The organism is Chryseobacterium sp. D764, assembly GCF_019317325.1.
Lineage (GTDB): Bacteria > Bacteroidota > Bacteroidia > Flavobacteriales > Weeksellaceae > Chryseobacterium.
The window spans coordinates 2455152-2477556 of the sequence record NZ_CP079219.1; the positions used below are offsets into that span (position 1 = coordinate 2455152).

The window sequence follows — 22405 nt, forward strand, 5'->3', positions numbered from 1 at the left end:
TTCCATACAAAACTACATTCTAATTTTTTTTTGGGGACAATAAAGAGGTTAAGTTTTTGTTAATTATAGTTGACCCCTTAATGTTAACATTTTTTAATTATTTTTACGAATTATTTTTAAAAGTTGCGGAATTTCATCATTCTATTCGTTTTATTCTTCTTAGGCATATTTTCAGGAAATGCTCAGGTATTTTCATGGAAAAATCCCAACGTTCCTGAAGACAGCATTAAAAGGGATAGTATTCTCGCCGCACGGCTGGAGCAGGATATCTTTGCCAAAGACACTCTGGATTTCATAAGAACACACAATAAGATCATTATCGATGAGGCTGTACTGGCAAAAAATGATAAAAAAAGATTTTTAGGAGAGCTTAATTCAAAAGGATCTATTATCCGTGGAATTACTTTTGGTAACAACCAGGGACAATCTGTACAAAGTTCTATGGATCTCCAGATTTCAGGACGATTGTCAAAGGATGTTACGATTTTAGCCAGTATTTCAGATCATAACCTTCCTATTCAGGCTGATGGTTATACCCAGACTTTGGAGGAATTTGACAAAATTTATATGCAGCTTAATATCAAGGAAAAGTCTATTCTCAGAGCCGGACACCTTGATCTTGTAGAGGCTAAAAATTATTTCGCGAAATACCAGAGAAGAAGTATGGGACTTCAGTTTCAGACAGAATTTGGAAAGGAAAATAAAACATTGATCGATATTTCTGCCGGTGTTGCACGAAGTGAATTCCATAGAATCCGTTTTCAAGGGGTTGAAGGTAACCAGGGACCTTACCGCCTGACCGGTAAGAATGGTGAGCAGTTTATTACCCTAATCTCAGGCTCTGAGCAGGTTTTCATTGACGGTATCTTAATGAAACGAGGAGAAAATCAGGATTATATCATCAATTACAATACAGGTGAGGTTACTTTTACCAGTTTCCGTCCTATTTTCCAACAGAATTTCATTACGATTTCTTATAACTACGCCAACAGAAATTATTCAAGATATTTATTTACCGGAAAACTTGAGCATCAGAGAGAAAAATTCAAAGTGGGCCTAAACTGGTTCATGGAAAATGACAACAAAAATGCACCTCTTTCTTTAAATCTTTCTAAAGAAGATGAACAGATCCTTGCTGAAGCAGGTAACGACCCCAACCTGATGTATGCACCATCAGGAGTTGTTACCGAATATGATGTCAATAAAATTTTATACAAATTAAACACTGCCGGGAATTTCTACGAATTTTCTACTGATCCTAACTTAACACTTTATCAGGTTTCTTTCACTTATTTCGGAGTTAATCTGGGAGATTATAAAATAGCACAGACCACTAATAATGGGCGTGTTTTTGAATATGTAGGGCCTAATGCCGGAGATTACAGAGCGGTAAGAAAACTTCCTTCTCCTCAGAAATCACAGGTATATTCCCTGAATTCTGAGTATTTATTAAATGAAGGAAAAATAGGGGCCGACATTTCCCTGAGTAATTATGATGTCAATTTGTTTTCATCAAAGGATTCTGATCAGAATATGGGCTATGCGTGGCGTATTTTCGGGAATAAAAGCTTTACGAAGAACACTTGGAAGGGAACTCCAAGTTTTGAATATCAGTATATAGACAGACAGTTTCATATTCTTGACCGTATCAATGATGTGGAATTCTCCAGAGATTTCAACCTTACACAGGAATTTAACAAGAAGACCCAAAACAGGTTTATTTTCAGCTTCCTGAACAAATGGAATAATAAATCTACCTTAAACTACCGTGTCAATTATTTAAATGAACAGGACTCTTACAAAGGTCTTAAAAATGACCTGGATTTCGGATGGATTACAGGGAAACTCTTTACCAAAGGGAATTTATCTTATCTGAGTACCAATGCCACTCTTCAGGATACTAAATTTATCCGTGGAGGAATTTCAACTGAATTTACCGGTAAAAAAGGAAGCTGGGCGATCGGTGGAAGCATGGAACACAATGAGAAAAAATACAATGACACTCAACTTATGGATGTCACAAGTTTCAGCTGGAAAGAAATCTTTTTGCAAAAGAAGATTGGTGACAGTACGAGAACCAAGCTATTGGCAAAAGTATACATGAGAGATAATGACTCTGTACGTGACAACAGACTTCAGAATATGAATAATATTTTAGGGTTCATGGCCGAAAGTCAGATCATCAAAACGGAAAAAACTACGCTAAATGCTTTAATTCACTACAGAAAATTTTTCTACTCAGGTGCAGAAGGTGATGTTACCCGAAATAATGACTTTGTAGTAGGAAATATTCTATACAATCAACAGCTTTTCAGAAACGGAATGCGCCTTCAGGCTTTCTACGAACTTGGAAACGGGCAGGAAGCGCAGAGAGAATTCCAGTACATTAAAGTAACGGATGGACAAGGTGTATATAAATGGACAGATTATAACGGAGACGGCATACAGCAGCTTGATGAATTTGAAATTGCCGAGTATTCCGATCTTGCCCAATATATTCGTGTGTATACCAATTCCGTAAGGTATATTCCTTCCAATAAAAATAAATTACAGTTGGCATTATTTGTCAACCCGGCCATCGTTTTCAACTCAGAAAATGGATTTTTAAAGCGTTGGAATTTCAATATTTCATTGAATTCCCAAAACTCATTCTATAAAAAGGATAAAGTTCTTGTGCTGAATCCTTTTGAAAAAAACAGTGATCAGATCCTTAAAAATCAAAATATATTGGCTTCAGTACAATTCAATCCTACCGACAAATCAGGCTGGAACGGTAATTACAGATTCATCACAAATGATAATCTTATCAATGCCAATTTTAGTAATGAAGAGCGTGAGCAAACCTCTCATTTTCTGAATATCGGATACTGGTTCAATAAAGAATTCAGAGTAGATTGGGAAAATTCTGTTCATGATATCCAAAACTCCTCACAATTGTTTGCAACAAGGGATTACCGTCTCAATAATTTTGAAACAAAACCTAAGGCCACCTATAAGTTTACAGACGCTATACAGGCTGAACTGTCTTCCGCTTTCCGTCAAAAACAAAGGCTGGATGGTGAAGAACTTCTTAAAGCTTTTGATGTGACAGGAACCATCCAATGGGAGCGCAGAAAAACATCCATCCGCGGAAACTTCTCATTCATCAGTAACAATTTTACCGGAAACAATTTCAGTATTGTAGGAAACCAGATGCTGGATGGTCTGAAGCCAGGAAAAAACCAGGTATGGAGTGTATTTATTCAGCAGGCGATCAACTCATTTATCCAGCTGAATCTTAATTACGAAGGAAGAAACTCCGGTGACAGGACCATTCATATTGGAAGTATGCAGGTAAAGGCAAGTTTCTAAGCTGAACATTTCCTTTTTTACCATAAAAAAAAATCCCCAATGTGATATTGGGGATTTGTATTGGTTATCAGTTAATTTTTATTTTTTAATAATTTTAAGTGGCTGTGAGCCTCTTTCAGTATTCACTTTTAAGATATAAATTCCTGCAGGAGCACGTCTCATATCTACAGAGCCTTTTTCTGCATTGATTGTTTCATTAAGCATTTTTTGCCCTGAAACATTATATACTTCAACATCTTTTATTCTGCTGTCATTATTGATGTAAAGGTAATCAACAACTGGGTTCGGATAGAAACTGACTGTATTCTTTTTCGCTGCTTCATTTACAGCCAATACTGTTGCTGTAAATTCAAAACTTCCAAGATCCGGTGTTACAGCGTTTCTTGTATTGCCATCAGCATCCAATGCAACTTCAACAACCGGAGTTCCTTTATTATCAAGAGCTGCGTTTCCGGTACCAGATACATGGAAGTCTGTTGCTGATACAAATACCGGCAGAACATTTAAAGAATTTACATTACCTCCAAATCCTGACTGGATATCAGCAAGGGTAGCTTTTGCAACTCCACCGATATAGCCAAGATTAGTTCCGGAAGAATAAAAATTATTATAATTAATAGTAGAAAAAACCGTACTGGCCGCACCGGCATAAATAGCATATCTATCTCCTGCCTGGGTCTGGGTATTTACAAAAAGATTATTTCTCACATCAATACCTCCTGCACCGGTTACCCCACTTGTAATGTTTAAAGCAGATGGCCTTCCTGCAACAGTCTGGCTTACATCCATCACAACAGTATTATAATAAAGCTTATAACCTCCTCCTGCAGTAATGACAACTCCGTTTCCGTTATCATTTACGCCTCCGGTTGTTGCATATCCATAGCCAGCTACACCACTTACAATGTTATTGGCTACTAAGGTATTGGAGGTAGGACTTGTTGTAGCAAGATATATTCCCTGCGCTCCATATCCGAATGTATTGGTATTTTTGATCCCGGATATTTTATTATTAGTGATAGTCATTCCATTTGTCAATGTGCCTCCTGCATAAATTCCCGCAAACAGAGACCCCGTTCCGGTGGAGGTAAAATTGGAAATGGTATTTCCTCTTACAATAATATTAGCTGCTGCAGAGGCACCTGTATTACCGGAAGTAATAGTGATCCCGGAAGCTCCTCCAGCACCAGTTCCTGTATAACCAAGATTGGTAATGGTATTTGAAATAATTGAAGAATTCACTGTTGCTGTTGCAAACCAGATTCCTCTTTTTATTTCCGCATTGGTAGTTTCAAAATTACCTAAGGTATTATTACTTACCGTCACTCCATCTGCACCCTGGACATAAATTCCTCCAAGACGGTTCGCATCTGCTCCTGAAGCACTTATATCATTACCAGTAACCAATGTATTCCCTCCATTACCTGCTCCTATAGCTGCAAATAGATAGATTCCCATATAGGCTTTTTTCACAGAATTATTCTGAATGGTAACATTATTAAAAAAACCTCCGGTAGGCGTTGTAGCTCCATCATACATTACCAAAGCTGAAGAATTATTGATACCATTTATAATATTCAGGTTTTTAACCATAATATTAGTATTGGCCGCTGCTGCAGAAGCCGCAATAAATGTAAGGACCTGCGGTGCTGTAACAGAAGTATTGGTAAGGGTAAGATCTTTTGTAGTTCCTGAAGCAGCATTACTTCCATCTAAGGTAATATTACTGCCCAGTATTCTCACTAAAGGCGCACTGGCAACATCTCCTGAAATAGTAGCTGTAACTCCCACTGCCGGTTTGATCCCAACGGAAGTGTAGCTCGTTACACCACCACTGGCATTCAGGCTGGCAGTTGCTGTTTCGGTTGTATTAGCTGTGATACTGATTGCAATTGCTCCCTGATGTGTTCCCGCATTGATAGCGTCAAATGCTCCCTTTAACGTAGTATAGGTTCCTGTAGCTGTACCTGCTGTAGCAGACACATTCACTTGTGAATAAAAATTTGATGCAGCAAAACCTGCGATCAAGCAAAATAGAATTTTTCTCATATTATTAATTTTTGTTTGTATTAAATATAAAAAATATTTTTCAATACAACACCAAAAACACTGAAAATCAAACATATAAATTAAATAAAAATTAAACAAAATATCATAAAATCCCTTAAATAAACAGTAATATGTGAAACACTTAATGTTTTACAAATAGTAAAATATTGTTTTTTCAGAATTTCGTAAATTTGCACCATGATAAAAATAGGCAACATAGAACTGCCGGAATTTCCACTTTTGCTGGCTCCGATGGAAGACGTAAGTGATCCTCCGTTCAGACGTTTGTGTAAAATGCATGGTGCAGACTTAATGTATTCAGAATTTATTTCTTCTGAAGGGTTGATTCGTGACGCTATCAAAAGCCGTAAAAAGCTTGATATCTTCGACTATGAAAGACCAGTGGGGATACAGATCTTTGGTGGAGACGAAGAAGCTATGGCCATGTCTGCAAGAATTGTTGAAACAGTAAATCCGGATCTGGTAGATATCAATTTTGGATGTCCTGTAAAAAAAGTTGTCTGCAAAGGAGCGGGAGCAGGTGTTTTGAAAGACATTGACCTGATGGTTCGTCTTACAAAAGCTGTTGTAAGTTCCACTCATCTGCCTGTAACGGTAAAAACCCGTTTAGGATGGGACAGCCATACTATCAATATTGATGAAGTAGCAGAACGCCTGCAGGAAACAGGAATTAAAGCTCTTACTATACATGCCAGAACCCGCGCTCAAATGTACAAGGGTGAGGCAGACTGGGAGCATATTTCCAGAATCAAACAAAACCCTAATATTGAGATTCCAATCTTTGGAAACGGAGATATTGATTCTGCCGAAAAAGCATTAGAATATAAACAAAAGTACGCATGTGACGGTATTATGATCGGGCGTGCTGCTATTGGCTATCCATGGATATTTAATGAAATCAAGCATTTCTTTAAAACAGGAGAGCATTTACCTGCCCCTACAATATCAGACCGATTATTGGCAGTTCGCCAGCATGCGGAATGGAGTGTTGAATGGAAAGGAGAAAGATTAGGTTTGGTGGAAATGAGACAACACTACAGTAATTATTTCAGAGGAATACCTCACTTCAAGGACTTCCGAAAAAAATTCCTGGAAGTTTTCACATTGGAAGAAATGAACAGCTTAATCAAAGAAACCCAACAGTTCTACGAAGAATATCAGGCACAGATATAAATAAAAACCATCAGCAAAACTGATGGTTTTTTTATTATTTGAACCTTAGATTAATATCCTTCTGATGAGGATTCATTTTTAATCAACGCTAAAGCTGAAGAGGTACCTATTCTTTTCACTCCCGTATTGATCATTTTCTCAGCATCTTCAGGAGTTCTTACACCACCTGCTGCTTTTACAGGAAGGTTTCCTGCGTTGTTGAGCATAATTGTTATTCCTTCAAAAGTTGCTCCGTTAGGTTTTCCTTCAGGAGTTTTGTAGAATCCTGTTGAAGATTTAACAAAAATTTTTGACCAATCATTTTCAGAGAAATTCTCTTCGGCCCAGGTAGAAATATTTTTGGTAAGATCTGCAATTTGTTCATCTGTCAAAGCGGCAATTTCAATAATCCATTTTGCTATTTTATGATGCTCAAGAGACAATCTTGTACATTTTACAAATTCATCTTTTACCAGTTCTATATTTCCTTGTAGATAAGCTGTATAATTAATAACGAAATCCAATTCATCAGCCCCATCCTCTATTGCTTTTGAGGCTTCAGCAAGCTTCTCATCAACAGAATAGGTACCTTCGTGAAAGCCTATTACAGTTCCTACTGCAACATTTGAATTTCTTTCCTGAATATATTTCCTGATCTCAGCTACATAATCCGGGCGAATCATTACAGCAAAAATACCATTCTCTATAGCTTCCTGTGCAAGTTCTTTATCTTTTTGAAGTGTTTCTTCATGGGAAATACCTGATTGTTCTGGTGTTTTCAGGTAGGTTGAATCCAAATATTGGGCTATGTTCATATCGTTATACTTTCAATTGTCTGTAAATACCTTGTTCTAAAGATATAAAGGTTTCTGTTCTTGTTACTCCTTTCAGTTTCTGCAGCTTGTTAAGGATCTGCATTAAGTGATCATTATCTTTACACAGAACTTTCAGGAATATGGTATAGTTTCCTGTTGTGTAATGGGCTTCCACTACTTCGTTTATATCATGCAAAGATTTTACCACTTCTGGATAATGGCTTGGCTGATCCAGAAATACACCAATGTAGGAAATCACTTTATATCCTATTTTTTTAGGATTAAGAAATGATATTGAATTTTCAATAACTCCTGCATGTTCAAGTTTTTTGATTCTTTGATGCACTGCAGTTGTGGAAATCCCAACATTTTTTGAAATATGGGCTAAAGAAGTTTTAGCATTATCCATCAACATGTAGATAATTTCCTTGTCAATAGAATCTAAATGATAGCTTGTGTTGCTCGAATTTTTCATTTTCTACTTTTTTATTATTTATGTTTTTTTACTGTAAACTTTTAAATTTTACAAAAACCGGAAAGTGATCACTATATCCTCCCAAATACCTTGTACCAGCATAAGTTCGGAAAGGCCGTCCTTCAAAATTTCTGGTTCTGCTGCGGATTTTTTCAGAATTGAATATTTGGGCATCCTGAAAACTCAGCGTCTTATTATCAAGCAAAGATCTTGACATAATGATCTGATCATACAGCAATCCAGATTTATAATGAAAAGTAGAATAATTTCTTGTAGAAAACAATTGCTGAAAAGGGTTCATTAAAACCTTCTCATGGTCATTGTTATAGAGAATCTGTACTAAATTTTCATCATCCGGGTTTTCGTTAAAATCACCACACAATATGACATGCTCTTTATCAGCATCTACAATTTTCATAATCCGTTGCCGGATTTCATTCAATATAAAGGCTCTTTTAGGTTTATTGATATCTTTTTCTCGCTTAGAGGGAAGATGGGCGATAAAGACATTAATAATTTCCCCTTTATATTTAATTTTTGAAAAAAGTACGTCTCTGGTTGTGTCGTAATTTCCTGTGTTTTTGTTTACTATTTCAAAAAAGAAAGTAATGGTTTCTGAATCTATTACCTCTACTTTATTTTTATCATACAACATGGCTACATCCACTTTTCTTTCGTCCATAGAATTGTAATGTACAATTCCATATTGCGAATCAAAGGGGTCCATCTCCACAAGATCTTCCAGTACTTTCCTTCCGGAAACTTCAGACAATCCTATTACAAATGGCATTACACCATTATCCTCCTTCATCAACTGAAATACATGGGAGATTTTGAAAAGCTTATTATTATATCTTTTTTCATCCCAATTCCTTAATCCTGACCGGGTAGGATCTAATTTGTGGACAGGTTTCGGATCGGGTAAAAATAAATTTTCAACATTATAAAAAGAGAACAGTTCCATCTACACTAATTTCTATACTTTTAATTTATTATGTTCTTTTTTTCTTAAGATGTAAAATTATTGTTTTTTCAAATTCCTTTGATTCAACTTAAGAAAAGCGAATCAATTTCCTATAAAAAACGATTCAAATATAATAAAAAATACCAATGAAATCAGCTATAATAAATTAATTTTTCAATTATTGGAGAGTTTTAACACATTAATCAAAATTGAGACAATACGTAAAAACCAGAATAATAGAAATAAATTTTTAATTTAAAATTAGAAATATTAATATTTTTCACATTTATTAAATCTACAACAAATATTATTCCATTTATCTTCATGACAAACGGAATTCAAAGCGGATAAAAATTTAAATAAATTTCAACAATATTTGACTATAATAAATCGGGACGTTTTTCCCTGGTGATCCTTACAGCTTCATCATGACGCCATTCTTCAATTTTTCCTGAATTGCCACTCAGTAAAATTTTAGGCACATCCAGTCCTTTATAACTTTCAGGTCTGGTATAAATGGGCGGTGAAAGAAGATCATCCTGAAAACTATCCGTTAAGGCACTCTGTTCATCATTTAAAACTCCTGGAAGCAGTCTTATGACAGAGTCTGCAAGAACGCAGGCAGCCAGTTCTCCTCCGGTAAGAACATAATCTCCTATTGAAATTTCTTTTGTGATATGGAGATCCCTTACTCTTTGGTCTATTCCTTTATAGTGGCCGCAAAGAAAGATCAGATTTTCTTTTATAGAAAGTGAATTGGCTATTTTCTGATTTAAAGTAGCCCCATCCGGTGTAAGGTAGATTACCTCATCATAGTTTCTCTGCGACTTAAGCTCTGAGATACACTTATCCAGCGGCTCAATCATCATGACCATTCCTGCTCCGCCTCCGTAAGGTTCATCATCAATCTGCCTGTGCTTATTAACAGCCCAATCTCTCAGTTGATGAAAATGTACTTCTGCCAGCCCTTTATCCATTGCTCTTTTCAAAATAGAAGTTTTGAATGGACTTTCCATCAATTCCGGAAGTACGCTTATTATGTCAATTCTCATTGTAATGTTTCGTTTTTCTTAGTAGGTAGAATAATTAATCTTAAAGAAGAATCTTTGTTGATATAGCTCCACATCCAGTTGAAGAATATAGCCAGCTTATTTCGAACGCTCAAAATTAGCATTAAATGGAGAAACATCCAGAAATACCACGCCAGAAATCCCTGGAATTTTATAAATGGTAAATCAACAACAGCTCTGTGCTTCCCTATAGTCGCTAGTGAACCTTTATCATCATACTCATATTCTTTCCACTCGTTCTGACTTTTCTTTAATAAATTTTTACCTAAATTTTTTGCCTGATTAATGGCTACGTTTGCTACCTGCGGGTGCCCCTGTGGGTATTTTGGAGTTTCCATATAGGCAATATCTCCGATAGCATAAATATTATCGTATCCTTTTATTTTATTATATCGATCTACAATATATCTGTTTCTTACTAATTTTTCTTCGGGGAAACCTCCTACCACATTTCCGGTAACTCCGGCTGCCCAGATTACATTATTGGAAGCTATTTCTTTCCCGCTTTTAAGATGTACTTTATCTCCATCATAATCTGTCACCACTTCTCCACTCATAAAAGTCACCCCAAGGTCTTTGAGGTATTTTTCAGATTTTTCCTGAGCTTCACTGCTCATTACCGCAAGTGGCTTTTCTGTGGAACTTACCAGAATAATCTTCAGATGGTCAAAATTCATGTAGGGATAATCTCTTGGAAGGATGTCTTTTTTCATTTCGGCAAAAGCACCTGCCAGCTCTACTCCGGTAGGTCCGCTTCCTACGATAACGATATTCCAGTTTCCGTCATCGCTTCGGCTTTTTTCAATAATCAGTTTTTCAAAGGTCATCAATACATGATTTCTTATGCTGATGGCTTCCTGGGTATTTTTCATTCCGAAGGCTTTTCCTTCCAGATCTTTGTTCCCGAAAAAATTAGTTTTACAGCCCGTTGCAATGATAAGTTTATCATAAGTAAATTCTGCCTCATCGGTAATTACTTTATTGCTGGCAGGGTCTATTTCTTTCACCTCTGTCATACGGAACTGAGTGTTTCTGGACTGCTGAAAAATCTTTCTGAAAGGGAAAGAGATATTGGAAGGTTCTATCCTTCCTGAGGCTACCTGATAAAAAAGCGGCTGGAACATATGATGGTTCATTTTATCCAGAACGATTACTTTTTTGTTCTTGTTATTCAATGTTTTTGCAAGCTGCAGCCCCGCAAATCCTCCTCCTATAATGATGATTTTTTCGCGTGTTTCCATAATACACAAATTTACTGATTTTATTTTAGCATTTAGCAGTGAAAAAAGTTAGTTTTGCAAAACTTTATGACACCAAAAAAGTACACCAAAAAAACTGCCAAACAGCTCCATAAAACAAGACGGAAGAACTATTTTTTCCGCAGAAAGGTAATATTGGCTATTTTAATTGTAGCTCTTATCGGAACCGGCTTTTATTTAAAGCAATCCATCAGCTATTATTACGCATTGTACTTTAACAAATTTACCCACAAGAAACTCCACAACAGTGAAAGAGAAGCCGCAAGAATTCAGAGGATTTTAACGAGCAACCTTGATAAGACCTATGGTTTTGATGTTTCTCATTATCAGAGCAGGGAAGATATCAAATGGGACAGTCTCAGCATTGGTAACAAAACCATTCCGCTGGAATTCGTCGTAATGCGTGCTACGATGGGAAACCGAAGTGCCGACAAGCATTTTGAGGAGTTCTGGGAAATGGCTAAAAAAAATGATCTTATCCGTGGCGCATACCATTTTTACAGAGCTGACGAAGATCCTGTTATTCAAGCCAACAACTTTTTAGCAAACGTAAAACTTGAAAGCGGAGATCTCCCTCCTATTCTTGATATTGAAAAAATTCCAAAACGTAAAACGAATAAAAAACTGATTGAAGATCTGAAAGTCTGGTGCAAAATTGTAGAGGAGGCTTATGGTGAAAAACCTATCATTTACACCTATTATCATTATCATAAAGATTTTCTGAAAGGTGAATTTGAAGGCTATCCATTATGGCTGGCCAATTACAATGATGTTCCGTCTCCGTCTCCCGATGATCAGTGGGATTTCTGGCAGTTTACAGAAAACGGAATTGTGCATGGCATCAACGCCAAAGTGGATCTTGATATTTATAATGGTAATTCCTGGTCGCTAAGAAGGCTAACTCTGGATTAGAAACAAGAAAGGAAGGTAGAAGCAGGAAGATGGGAGTATATATTCTGACTGATATAACTTCCAGCCTCCATCTTGCCACTTCCCGCCTTTAACTTAATTGCTTTTCCCTAAAAAATTCAGAATATCTGTATTGAGTTGATCTGCATTTTCAAAAGGAATCATATGGGTAGCATTGCTATAAATTTTGAGTTCCGCATTAGGAATTTCTTTGGCAATAAGTTCAGTGTGCTCTGGTTTAATAACATCTTTATCTCCGGCGATCACCAACACTCTGCTTCCAATTTTATTTAAATCTTTTCTGGCGATACGAGGCTGTGTAAGCATGATATTCAGAAGCCTTTGTTCATTAAACTTTTTAGAATCCTTCAGTGCTTTCATGACCAGCATTTTATTTTCAAAATGATCAGTAAGTTTATCATCTACTCCATCAGGAAAAGCATTTGCTCCGATGGTTATTAATTTATTAAGTCTTTCCGGATATTTCAGAGCGAATTCAAGACCTGTATTTCCGCCATCACTCCAGCCGGTAATGTTTACTTTATTCAATTTTAATTGATCAATAAGTGCCTTTACATCATCAGCAAACATTTTATAAGTAAAATCCTTTTTTGAAGAATCTATACTTTTTCCCTGTCCTCTGGTATCTATTGCAATTACTTTGTACTGCTTTGATAAAACAGGAATCTGCTGATAGAAATCTTTTATACTTCCGGAATTTCCATGAAGCAGAATCAATGGTTCTCCTTCACCATAGATCTCATAATAAAGGTCTGTATCCTGAAGTTTGAGATATTTCCCGGCAGCTGCATTCTGACCATATACCGTCTGCTCCGATTCCTGAACATATTTTGATACATCAGGCATTAGTGCTTCAGCGCTGTCATCCGCAAACCCGCCTTCGTTTTCTGGATTATTGTCTCCGTTTTTATCCATTTTTACATCAATATTAATCGCTGGTGCAGCAATGGTCATTTTCTGCCAGTCTCCATAAAATTCTCTTATAAATCCGGTTCTGAATAAAGCGGCACTTATTTTAATTCTGCCATCAAAATCTTTTAAAAACTGTATTCCGATAAAAAATTTTCCCTGAACCCAGATATTACGATCGTTGACATCCAGTGTATAAGTTCCATCTTTGATCATATTTTCAGTAAGTTCCACAGTAATCTCTTCTTCAAGAATATTTTTGTCCGGGAAACCATTTTTTTCACTGTAAATACTGTATCTCATTAAAACCGGCTGGGTAGAAACATAGCTGGCTATATTCAGATTGATATTTTTAAGCTTAGATCTTTTCTTAGCATTGAATTCTAAAGCCGTTTCTCCCAAAAAACTTTTCTTGTCAAATTCCGGATTAACAGAGTACGTGACGCTTTTTGTTTTTGTATTTACTCCCCAGTTTTTATCAACAAGTTTTTTAGGTTTAATGGTTATCTCTTTAATATTTTTAGTTTTCTCTGTTAAAAATATTTTTTGTTGATCATGCTTTTTAAAATCCTGGATTGTTTCCTGATAAATGTCATATCCAGGTACTTCGATTCTTACCTTTTGCTGCGGATCCAGATTGGAAAGATCTATTGAAAAATTTCCTTTTTCGTCAGAAATCGTTCCGGTTGTTTTCTTTTCAACGCCAATTTTCACATAAGAAACAGGTTGATTTTCATTTTTAGAAATAATAGTTCCGGAAATAATCTGTGCATGGAAGGAAGAAGCCAACAAAAGGAAGAATAAGGTATTACGTTTTTTCATGTTAAAAGTTTGATGCAAACTTATTTCTTTTCAACAGCCTGTTCTCACAACGTCTTATTAAATTTAATCTAGCTTTAGTTAAAATTCATTTAAAGCTTTCCGCTATTTTTATGATTATTCTAAAAAACATTTAAAATCCCTGTTTTTAAAGGATATTCATAACTTCTTCCCATGAATGAACTCTTTCGTAAGTCTCGTTTTCTATCAGTTCATTATGGGGTTGGGTAAATATTAATCTCTGCCCAGAAAAATGATCTAAATTTTTGGGATAGTCATCAATCATCACATCTCCGGAAACTACTTTTTTGCTTCCACAAAGAACGATCTGCTCCCAGGTGATGAATGGAAAATGTTCTGCAAGCCAATCATATTTTTCTCTTAAGCTGTTGGGAAATTCCATGCCTGCAGATACAATATACAGATCATATTTATTATTCAGATATTCCATTGCTTCACGGCTTCCCTCCATTACAGGCAAGGTTCTGAAAAACCCTATTTCATTAACGTGTTTTTTTCCATTCGGAAATGATTCTATTTCAGGCTTACCTGTCAAATCACTGATTTCAATTTCTCTTCCTGTATCTCTTTTTTCAAATTGTACCAGCTGATGATATACATCCGCCATTACCCCGTCCATGTCGACAATTACTTTTTTCATTACTTCAATCAGATTTTGTATTATTTACTATTAAAAATGTATTCATTGTGTTTTATCAAATTTACTGAATAGTTTTTTCAGCCCGCCTGTAAACTCTATTAAAAAATTATAAATATTCATTTTTATAAAAGAGGTTCCGGAAAATTTTAGGTTACATTTTCGTATTTTTGCGGTTCAATTCAAAATTAAAATCAAACCATTAATTTCCAATGAATTACGTTTCTGCAGAAAACCTTACCAAATCATACGGCATCAAAGTTTTATTTGAAAACATTACTTTTCACATCAATGAAGGGGATAAAATTGCTATTGTTGCCAAAAACGGAAGTGGAAAATCTACCCTTCTGAAAATATTAATGGGTAAAGAAATTGCAGACAGTGGAACTGCGATCATCAACAAAGATATCCAGGTGGTATTATTTGACCAGGAAATTGATTATGATCCTAAAATCAGCATTGAAGAATTTATGATGGCGCTGGATTCAAAACCTATTCTTGCCCTTAAAAATTACCATCAATCACTTCATTCTACTGATAATGATTTTATTGAGAAAGCATTGGCCGATATGGAAGCTCATAAGGCATGGGATCTTGAAAATGAAATGAAACAGATTCTTTCCCAGCTTAAGATCACTGATCTGGATGCCAAGATGGGAACCCTTTCCGGAGGACAGATCAAGCGTGTAGCGCTTGCTAAACTTCTTACGGAAACAAGAGCCGAGCACAGACATACCCTTCTTATTATGGATGAACCTACCAACCACCTGGATGTGGATATGGTAGAATGGCTTGAAAACTATCTGAATAAGGCAAAAATCACATTATTGCTTGTAACCCACGACCGATATTTCCTTGACAGTGTTTGTGACATTATCTGGGAAATGGAAGATAGAAACCTTTATGTTCATAATGGTTCATATGCTACTTATCTTGAGAACAAAATGATTCGTGAGGAGAATCTAAATGCTACTATTGATAAAGCCAATAACCTTTACAGAAAGGAGCTGGAATGGATGCGCAGACAACCGAAAGCCAGAACCACAAAATCAAAAAGCAGAATTGATGCTTTCTACGAAACGGAGAAGGTTGCCAAAACTGATACTAGAAAAGATGGATTGGAACTGGATTTTGAGATGAAGCGTCTGGGAAATAAAATTCTTGAGCTTAAACATATTGATAAAAGTTTTGGAGCAAAAGTTCTTCTGAAAGATTTCAGCTATCAGTTTCAACGTGGTGAAAAGGTTGGAATTATCGGAAAAAACGGAGCAGGAAAATCTACTCTACTTAATATTATCCAAGGTTTGGAAAAAGCTGATAAGGGAGAAATTGAAACCGGAGAAACTATATCTTTCGGTTATTTCGCCCAGAAAGGTCTTACCTATAAAGAGGATGAGCGTGTGATTGATTTTATCAAGGAGATTGCAGAATTCTATCCTTTAGCCAATGGCAGAAGCTTATCTGCATCACAGTTCTTAAGGCTGTTTCTATTTGATGATCAGACTCAGTACTCTCCTATCTCCAAACTTTCTGGTGGGGAAAAGAGAAGACTTCACCTGATGTATATTTTGTATCAGAATCCCAATTTCCTGATTTTTGATGAACCTACGAACGATCTGGACCTTCCTACGCTAACGGTTCTTGAAAACTTCCTTCAGCAATTCCAGGGATCTTTGATTATCGTTTCCCACGACAGATATTTCATGGACAGAATTATAGATCATGTTCTGGCTTTTGAAGGAGACGGAAAAATCAGAAATTTTGTAGGAAATTTCTCAGAATACAGAGATGCAAGAAGCCGTGAAGAAGCATTAGAAAAAAACACTATTGTAAAACCTGAGCCCGTTAAAGAAGTGGTTGCTGTAACAGAAACAGCTCCAGCTTCTGCCTCTAAAAAAAGAAAATTAACTTTTAAAGAGCAAAAAGAACTGGAAACTATAGAAAAGGAAATGCCTGAACTGGAAGACCAGCGTTCCAAAATTCTGGATCAACTCAACAATGAAGCTGATTACGAAAAGATCGCCAAACTCTCTTCCGAACTGGAAACAGTTTCAGAAAAACTGGAAAACCATGAGATGAGATGGCTGGAGCTTCAGGAAATCCTTTAATAGTTATGAATTATGAATGAATTTAAGGTTCAAAGTTTAAGGTTCAAGGTTGATAGCAGTCGTGATTAGAAGTTTCCAACCCGGTTACATTCAAACCCTAAAACTCTCAGATGATCTGATCCATTCATAATTCATCATTTATAATTTATAATTTAATTACTCTTTCTTCTTTTGCACTTTCCAGGGAAGCATCAATAATTTTCATATTCTGAATAACTTCTCTTCCCGGAGACGGTAAAGCATATCCAAACACAATGTGCTCATAGATTTGCTGGTAATAATCCATATAATTTCCGGCTTCACTGGACGTAAGGCTTTTTTCTGTTTCTGATTGATCATTCAGGAGGTTTAAAATTCCATCCGTTTCTTTCAATGGCTGGGTCCATTCTTTACCATATACAGGAATTGCACCTGCTACTAATTCATTTTCCTGATTATCTGTTCTTTCCTGTAAAAAAGTTCCTCTATCGCCGTGAATAGTATATGCGTAGTGACCTTCTTTACTGAAAACCGATGTTTTTAGTCTTACTCTCAGATCATTTTTATAGAATAGCAGAATCTCGAAATAATCATTTGCGAATTCTTTTCCTTTCATAGAAAATACATCTGCAAAAAGTTTTTCAGGATATCCAAAATACTGTACAGCCTGGTCTACAAGATGTGCTCCCAGATCATGAAGTGTTCCTGAACCTACCTGGTCCGGACTTTCTTTATGCTGTTTTCCACTAGGCGTTGTACGGAATCTGTCAAAACGAATTTCAGCTTCTTTAATATTCCCTATTTTTTTATCATTTAAAATCTTTTGAACCTGTAAAAAGTCCCTGTCAAATCTTCTGTTTTGATACACACTTAAAAACAATCCTTTTTCTTCTGCCAACTGCACCAGTTCTTCAGCTTCGGAAACATTTACAGTAAAGGGTTTTTCTACAATAATATTTTTTCCGGCTTCCAAAGCTTTTTTGGCATATTCATAGTGAGTCTGGACAGGAGTATTGATGATAACCAGCTCTACATCTGCATGCTGAAGCATTTCCTCTACAGAACGGTAAATGGTTGCTTCAGGATATTTCTCTTTAGATTCTTCCTTGCTTCTTTCCACTACAGCAGATATAAAAAATCCCGGATGTTCCTTTAAAAAGGGAGCATGGAATACTTTTCCACTCATTCCAAAGGCACAAAGCCCTGCTTTTACCAATTGCATATTATAATTTTCAACAAATATATTCATAAAAAATTCTCTATTCTCCAGTCTAAAGAAGGTATAGAAATAATCCATCTCATCAGCTGCAAGAATATGATTTAAATCATAAATTTATTTTTATCTATTCTAAACAAATACTTACATTTGCGCCTTATTTAAAACTGTTCTACATAAAAATAAAATGAAAAGACAACTACTTTCTTTAGGTCTTCTATTTATCGCTGTTTCAGCGAGTTCACAGATGAAAAATGCGGAAGCAGACACCATCAGAACTCAGACCATTGAGGATATTAATCTTCACAAAACAGGAAATCCTAACCAGGCAAGACCATTATCTACAAAATCAAACCTGACGGTAATGGAAAATCCACAGCCTATTGCTATTGTTACCCACGAAATCATTGAGCAGCAACAAGCAAAACAGCTTAGTGATGTTCTTCAGAATGTAAACGGGATGTATGTTACTTCATCCAGAGGAAATTCTCAGGATAGCTTTGGTGGACGTGGTTTCATTTTAGGAAATGATAATATCTTCAAAAACGGAACAAGAGTAAATAGCGGCGTTTTTCCTGAAGTAAGTGGTCTGGAAAGAGTTGAAGTTTTAAAAGGGGCAAATGCAATGTTATTTGGTAATGCTGCTGCAGGTGGTATCATCAACATGATTACAAAGAAGCCTAAATTCAATTTTGGTGGAAGTATTGGATTAAATGGTGGTAGCTGGAATTCTTATAAACCAACAGTTGATATTTACGGCCCTTTATCAAAGAATATTGCTTTCAGAATAAATGGAGCTTACGAATATGCAGAAAGTTTCAGAGATGTTGTAGAATCAGAAAAATATTACTTCAATCCTTCATTCCTTTTCAATTTAAGCCCAAAATCGCAATTGATCGTTGAAGCAGATTATCTTAAGAATAATTTTACTCCTGATTTCGGTCTTGGATCCATCACCAATCCTGATGGAAGTTATAAAATCAATGACCTACTCCCTAAAAATGCTTTCTTAGGAGCCGACTGGCAATATCAAAATGTAGAACAAGTTTCTACCAACATCACTTTTAATCATCAGTTTACTGAAAAATGGTCATTAAATACTGTAGCTTCTTATCAGAATTATACTAAGGACTACTATTCTACTGAAAGAGTACAATGGGGATATGAAAAGAACACGAACCGTCTTTTCTGGCAAAGACCTTTAAATAAAACATTTAACGAACAAAATTACACTTCATTACAAGTTAATATTAATGGAGAGTTCAATACCGGAAAAATCAATCATAAGGTTTTAATTGGTACTGATGGAGACTATGGTGTTCAAAATAACTACACTTATACCAATCCAACTATTTATGGGACTAATGGCAATACTTCACCCATTAATAACAACCTTTATTTAGATGATTCATCAAGTTGGGCTAGTGGAAAAATGCCTGATGCTTCTTTAAAAGACAGAACAAGAATTCCTACACAAAGATTTGGTATTTACATTCAGGATTTCATAAGCCTTACCAAACAGTTTAAAGTAATTGCTGGTTTAAGATGGTCTTATTTAGAAACAATGACTAATACTAAAAACACATTTTCAAACGACCTTGGAGATGTTGATCAAAAAAATACTGCTATATCAGACAGAGCATTTTCTCCAAAAGCTGGTTTAGTATATATGCCAAATGATAACCTTTCTGTATTTGCAACCTACACCAATTCTTTTGCTCAAAATACTGGAAAAGACATTTATGAGCAAGCATTAAAGCCTACTACTATTGATCAATATGAAGCAGGAGTAAAAAAGAATTTTTGGAATAATGCTTTAGCTGTAAACCTAACAGTATATCAAATTGTTTATAATAATTATTACCAAACTGCACCTCAATTAGCAAATGGGCAGGCGAATTCAGATTCATTCTATAAAGAATTCGCAGGAAAAATGAGAAGCCGTGGTGTTGAATTGGATATCACTGGAAATCCAACAGAAAATTTATCCATTATTGGAGGATTCTCTTACAACAACTCTGTATATCTTGATACACCAGACGGTTTTGGATATGTTGAGAAACAAAGATTGGTAAGAACACCAGCTACAACAGCTAACGCTTCTGTATTTTATAAATTCACACGTTTTGCAAAGGGATTGAAAGTAGGCGCAGGAGCTTACTTCATCGGTGATAGATTAGCTGGATGGAATGATACTAAAAATGGTTCTACCGGCTTAGGTGCGCGTAATGGAATCAGTAGATCATTTGCTTTAAAAGATTACACTACCGTAATGGTATCTGTAGGGTATGAGTGGAAAAAATTCTCAATCCAAGGGAAAGTGGGCAACCTGTTTGATGTCGAAAACTATAATGTTCACGAAAATTATTCAGTGAATCCTATCACTCCGAGAAACTACTATTTCACGCTGACATATAGACTTTAGAATTATTTTTTATAATAATTCTTTCATTAAAAGTGGAAATTGCATTTTTGCAGTTTCCACTTTTGAAATTTTAAAACAAAAACAAAACAATAAGATATGGATAAGATTAAAGACACAAGAAGTTTCATGAGAATTACGCACCGTTATCTGGGATATTTCCTTGCCGGAATTATGGCCGTGTATTCATTAAGTGGAATCCTTCTGGTGTACAGAGACACTGATTTTCTGAAGAACGAAAAAAAATATGAAAAGAACATTGCAGCCAATCTTTCTGAAAAAGAACTGAAAAAAGAACTGAAGATGAAAGGTCTTGAGGTGGAAAAAACAGAAGGAAGCATTCTTTATTTTAAACAGGGAACTTATGACAGTGCAACCGGAAAAGCAAAGTATACCAAGAAAGAATTACCTTTCGTATTAGATAAAATGGTTTCCCTTCACAAGTCACAGTCAAAGGATGCTATATCTCCTCTAAGTGTATTCTTCGGAGTTTCTCTTTTCTTTTTTGTAATTTCAAGTTTCTGGATGTTTAATCCTAAAACCAAAGCTTTCAAACGCGGAATCAAGTTTACTATTGCAGGACTGATCATATCTATAATCCTTTTATTTGTTTAAATAATCAGGAAACTGAACAAAAGGAAAAAAGCACTTGAAATTATTATTCTTTTTTATCATTTTCTTTTTAAAACCCACCTTTTATTTTCTTTATCATTATGGAATCCTCAGCGAATATGTTAAAAAGATGAATTATAACTTCCTGATAATATTAACGTTTATTTAGAAAAATTATCTAAAATTAAGAGTCTGGCACATTTATTGTTTTTTCTATAACACGTGAATAATAAACATTTAATTATTAAAATAATAAATTATGAAAAAACTTATTTTAACAGGGATATTAGCCGTAGCAGGTTTAACAGCAACCGCAAACGCTCAGATTCAAAAAGGTAATTGGATGGTAGGGGGTAACCTTGCAGGGGCAAATTTTGGTTTAAATGAAGGAGCAGGATACGACTTTGCAATTCAGCCAAAAGGAGCATATTTCATTGAAGATAATATTGCAGTTGGGGGATATGTGGATTTAGGCTTCAAAGGAGCTAAAGATGCACCCACTACTTTTACATATAATGTAGGAGCATTAGGGCGTTATTACCTTAACCCAGGAGAACAAGGAGTAAACAACTTGCTTCACCACGGAAGATGGTTCTTCGAAGGTAACGTAGGTGTTGGAGGGATGTCAATCTCTAAAGGAGGTTCTTCTTCTAACGGTCTTAACTTCGGATTCGGGCCTGGTTATTCTTACTTCATCACTCCAAACATCGGATTGGAAGGTTTAGTGAAATATGATGCAAATGCAGGATTCGGAAGCGGTGGATATACTAACAAAATTACTTTTGGTTTAGGATTCCAGATTTACCTTCCAACGTCTAAAGCAAAACAAATCATCAACGACGTTAAGTAATCACTGAAATACTTATAAAAAAATGAAAGCGCCCCGGAATTTTATTCCGGGGCGCTTTTCGTACAAATTAAAACTAAACTATAAAAAATCAAATAAATCATGTATTGGGCTGTGGCGTGTATCGTAAATAGGGTTTTATTTCCGTCACTCCTTTTGGGAATATCTTGCGTGCTTCTTCTGTAGAAATCGTTGGCGGAACAATGACATCTTCTCCATTTTCCCAATTAACAGGAGTGGCTACGTGATAATTATCTACCAATTGTAGAGAATCCAGCACTCTAAGGATTTCGTCAAAATTTCTTCCTGTAGAGGCCGGATAGGTAATAATCAGTCTTACTTTTTTGGAAGGATCAATAATCAAAAGAGAACGTACAGTAGCCGTCACCGAAGCATTAGGATGAATAAAATCATACAGCTCTGAAACTTTTCTGTCTTTATCAGCAATAATAGGAAACCGGACATTGGTATTCTGAGTTTCATTAATATCTTTTACCCAGTTTTGATGATCCTCTACTCCATCTACACTTAAAGCAATCACTTTCGTTCCTCTGGCAGCAAATTCAGACTGCAATTTTGCAGTATATCCCAACTCTGTAGTGCATACCGGGGTATAATCTGCAGGATGTGAAAACAAAATCCCCCAGGAATCTCCCAGATAATTATAGAAATTGATATCACCTAAAGATGACTCTGCCTGAAAGTTGGGTGCCGTATCTCCTAGTTTAATTGACATAATGCGTTTCTTT

17 protein-coding genes are annotated in these 22405 nt (G+C 35.8%); 7 read left to right on the forward strand and 10 right to left on the reverse strand.

Translation table 11 applies throughout. From position 1 onward, the window contains the following. Positions 1-123: 123 nt before the first annotated feature. Complete coding sequence (locus KYG33_RS11105; protein ID WP_077419021.1) at positions 124-3351, forward strand: hypothetical protein; 3228 nt, start codon at positions 124-126, stop codon at positions 3349-3351. Between the two features lie 78 nt (positions 3352-3429). On the opposite strand, the gene KYG33_RS11110 is transcribed toward KYG33_RS11105, so the two are convergent. After that, positions 3430-5400, reverse strand: coding sequence for a T9SS type A sorting domain-containing protein (locus KYG33_RS11110; RefSeq protein WP_219073222.1), 1971 nt, complete (start codon positions 5398-5400; stop codon positions 3430-3432). Positions 5401-5598: 198 nt separating this feature from the next. On the opposite strand from KYG33_RS11110, the gene dusB reads away from it, so the two are divergent. Beyond that, positions 5599-6594: a tRNA dihydrouridine synthase DusB gene (gene dusB / locus KYG33_RS11115; RefSeq protein WP_077419019.1), complete on the forward strand. Its 996-nt coding sequence runs from the start codon at positions 5599-5601 to the stop codon at positions 6592-6594. 50 nt (positions 6595-6644) lie between these two features. Here dusB and deoC read toward each other — a convergent pair whose 3' ends face one another. The 5 genes from deoC to KYG33_RS11140 all read right to left on the reverse strand — a co-directional run bounded on the left by deoC (position 6645) and on the right by KYG33_RS11140 (position 11138). Next, complete coding sequence (gene deoC / locus KYG33_RS11120) at positions 6645-7388, reverse strand: deoxyribose-phosphate aldolase (protein WP_219071745.1); 744 nt, start codon at positions 7386-7388, stop codon at positions 6645-6647. Between the two features lie 4 nt (positions 7389-7392). After that, positions 7393-7863 carry an Lrp/AsnC ligand binding domain-containing protein gene (locus tag KYG33_RS11125; protein WP_047379047.1) on the reverse strand — a complete coding sequence of 157 codons (471 nt, stop codon included), beginning with the start codon at positions 7861-7863 and terminating at the stop codon, positions 7393-7395. A 28-nt stretch (positions 7864-7891) separates the two neighbouring features. Continuing rightward, the gene (locus KYG33_RS11130) at positions 7892-8827 is read right to left on the reverse strand and encodes an endonuclease/exonuclease/phosphatase family protein (protein ID WP_219071746.1); all 936 of its coding nucleotides are present in this window, start codon (positions 8825-8827) and stop codon (positions 7892-7894) included. A 380-nt stretch (positions 8828-9207) separates the two neighbouring features. Continuing rightward, positions 9208-9879, reverse strand: a complete 672-nt coding sequence (gene trmD / locus KYG33_RS11135; RefSeq protein WP_180564541.1) for a tRNA (guanosine(37)-N1)-methyltransferase TrmD — start codon at positions 9877-9879, stop codon at positions 9208-9210. Further along, positions 9876-11138, reverse strand: coding sequence for an NAD(P)/FAD-dependent oxidoreductase (locus KYG33_RS11140; RefSeq protein WP_077419015.1), 1263 nt, complete (start codon positions 11136-11138; stop codon positions 9876-9878). Before KYG33_RS11140 ends, trmD begins: the two co-directional genes overlap by 4 nt. Before the next feature lie 66 nt (positions 11139-11204). On the opposite strand from KYG33_RS11140, the gene KYG33_RS11145 reads away from it, so the two are divergent. Then, a complete protein-coding gene (locus KYG33_RS11145) occupies positions 11205-12068 on the forward strand; it encodes a glycoside hydrolase family 25 protein (RefSeq protein WP_180564542.1) in 864 nt (287 codons plus the stop codon). A gap of 93 nt (positions 12069-12161) precedes the next feature. Here the strand turns inward: KYG33_RS11145 and KYG33_RS11150 are convergent, their stop codons facing one another. Further along, positions 12162-13817, reverse strand: coding sequence for an alpha/beta fold hydrolase (locus KYG33_RS11150; protein WP_219071747.1), 1656 nt, complete (start codon positions 13815-13817; stop codon positions 12162-12164). 145 nt (positions 13818-13962) lie between these two features. Further along, entirely contained in the window at positions 13963-14475 is a 513-nt protein-coding gene (locus tag KYG33_RS11155; protein WP_077419012.1) for a 5' nucleotidase, NT5C type, read from the reverse strand. A 209-nt stretch (positions 14476-14684) separates the two neighbouring features. On the opposite strand from KYG33_RS11155, the gene KYG33_RS11160 reads away from it, so the two are divergent. Beyond that, complete coding sequence (locus KYG33_RS11160) at positions 14685-16580, forward strand: ABC-F family ATP-binding cassette domain-containing protein (RefSeq protein ID WP_219071748.1); 1896 nt, start codon at positions 14685-14687, stop codon at positions 16578-16580. A gap of 145 nt (positions 16581-16725) precedes the next feature. On the opposite strand, the gene KYG33_RS11165 is transcribed toward KYG33_RS11160, so the two are convergent. Continuing rightward, the gene (locus KYG33_RS11165; protein WP_180565769.1) at positions 16726-17781 is read right to left on the reverse strand and encodes a Gfo/Idh/MocA family oxidoreductase; all 1056 of its coding nucleotides are present in this window, start codon (positions 17779-17781) and stop codon (positions 16726-16728) included. Between the two features lie 181 nt (positions 17782-17962). On the opposite strand from KYG33_RS11165, the gene KYG33_RS11170 reads away from it, so the two are divergent. The 3 genes from KYG33_RS11170 (at position 17963) to KYG33_RS11180 (ending at position 21659) form a co-directional block, all read left to right on the forward strand. After that, positions 17963-20200, forward strand: coding sequence for a TonB-dependent siderophore receptor (locus tag KYG33_RS11170; RefSeq protein WP_219071749.1), 2238 nt, complete (start codon positions 17963-17965; stop codon positions 20198-20200). Between the two features lie 96 nt (positions 20201-20296). Next, positions 20297-20812, forward strand: a complete 516-nt coding sequence (locus KYG33_RS11175; protein ID WP_077419009.1) for a hypothetical protein — start codon at positions 20297-20299, stop codon at positions 20810-20812. Positions 20813-21068: 256 nt separating this feature from the next. Continuing rightward, positions 21069-21659, forward strand: a complete 591-nt coding sequence (locus tag KYG33_RS11180; RefSeq protein ID WP_047379061.1) for an outer membrane beta-barrel protein — start codon at positions 21069-21071, stop codon at positions 21657-21659. A gap of 97 nt (positions 21660-21756) precedes the next feature. Here the strand turns inward: KYG33_RS11180 and KYG33_RS11185 are convergent, their stop codons facing one another. Further along, positions 21757-22392 carry a peroxiredoxin gene (locus tag KYG33_RS11185; RefSeq protein WP_077419008.1) on the reverse strand — a complete coding sequence of 212 codons (636 nt, stop codon included), beginning with the start codon at positions 22390-22392 and terminating at the stop codon, positions 21757-21759. Between the last annotated feature and the right edge of the window lie 13 nt (positions 22393-22405).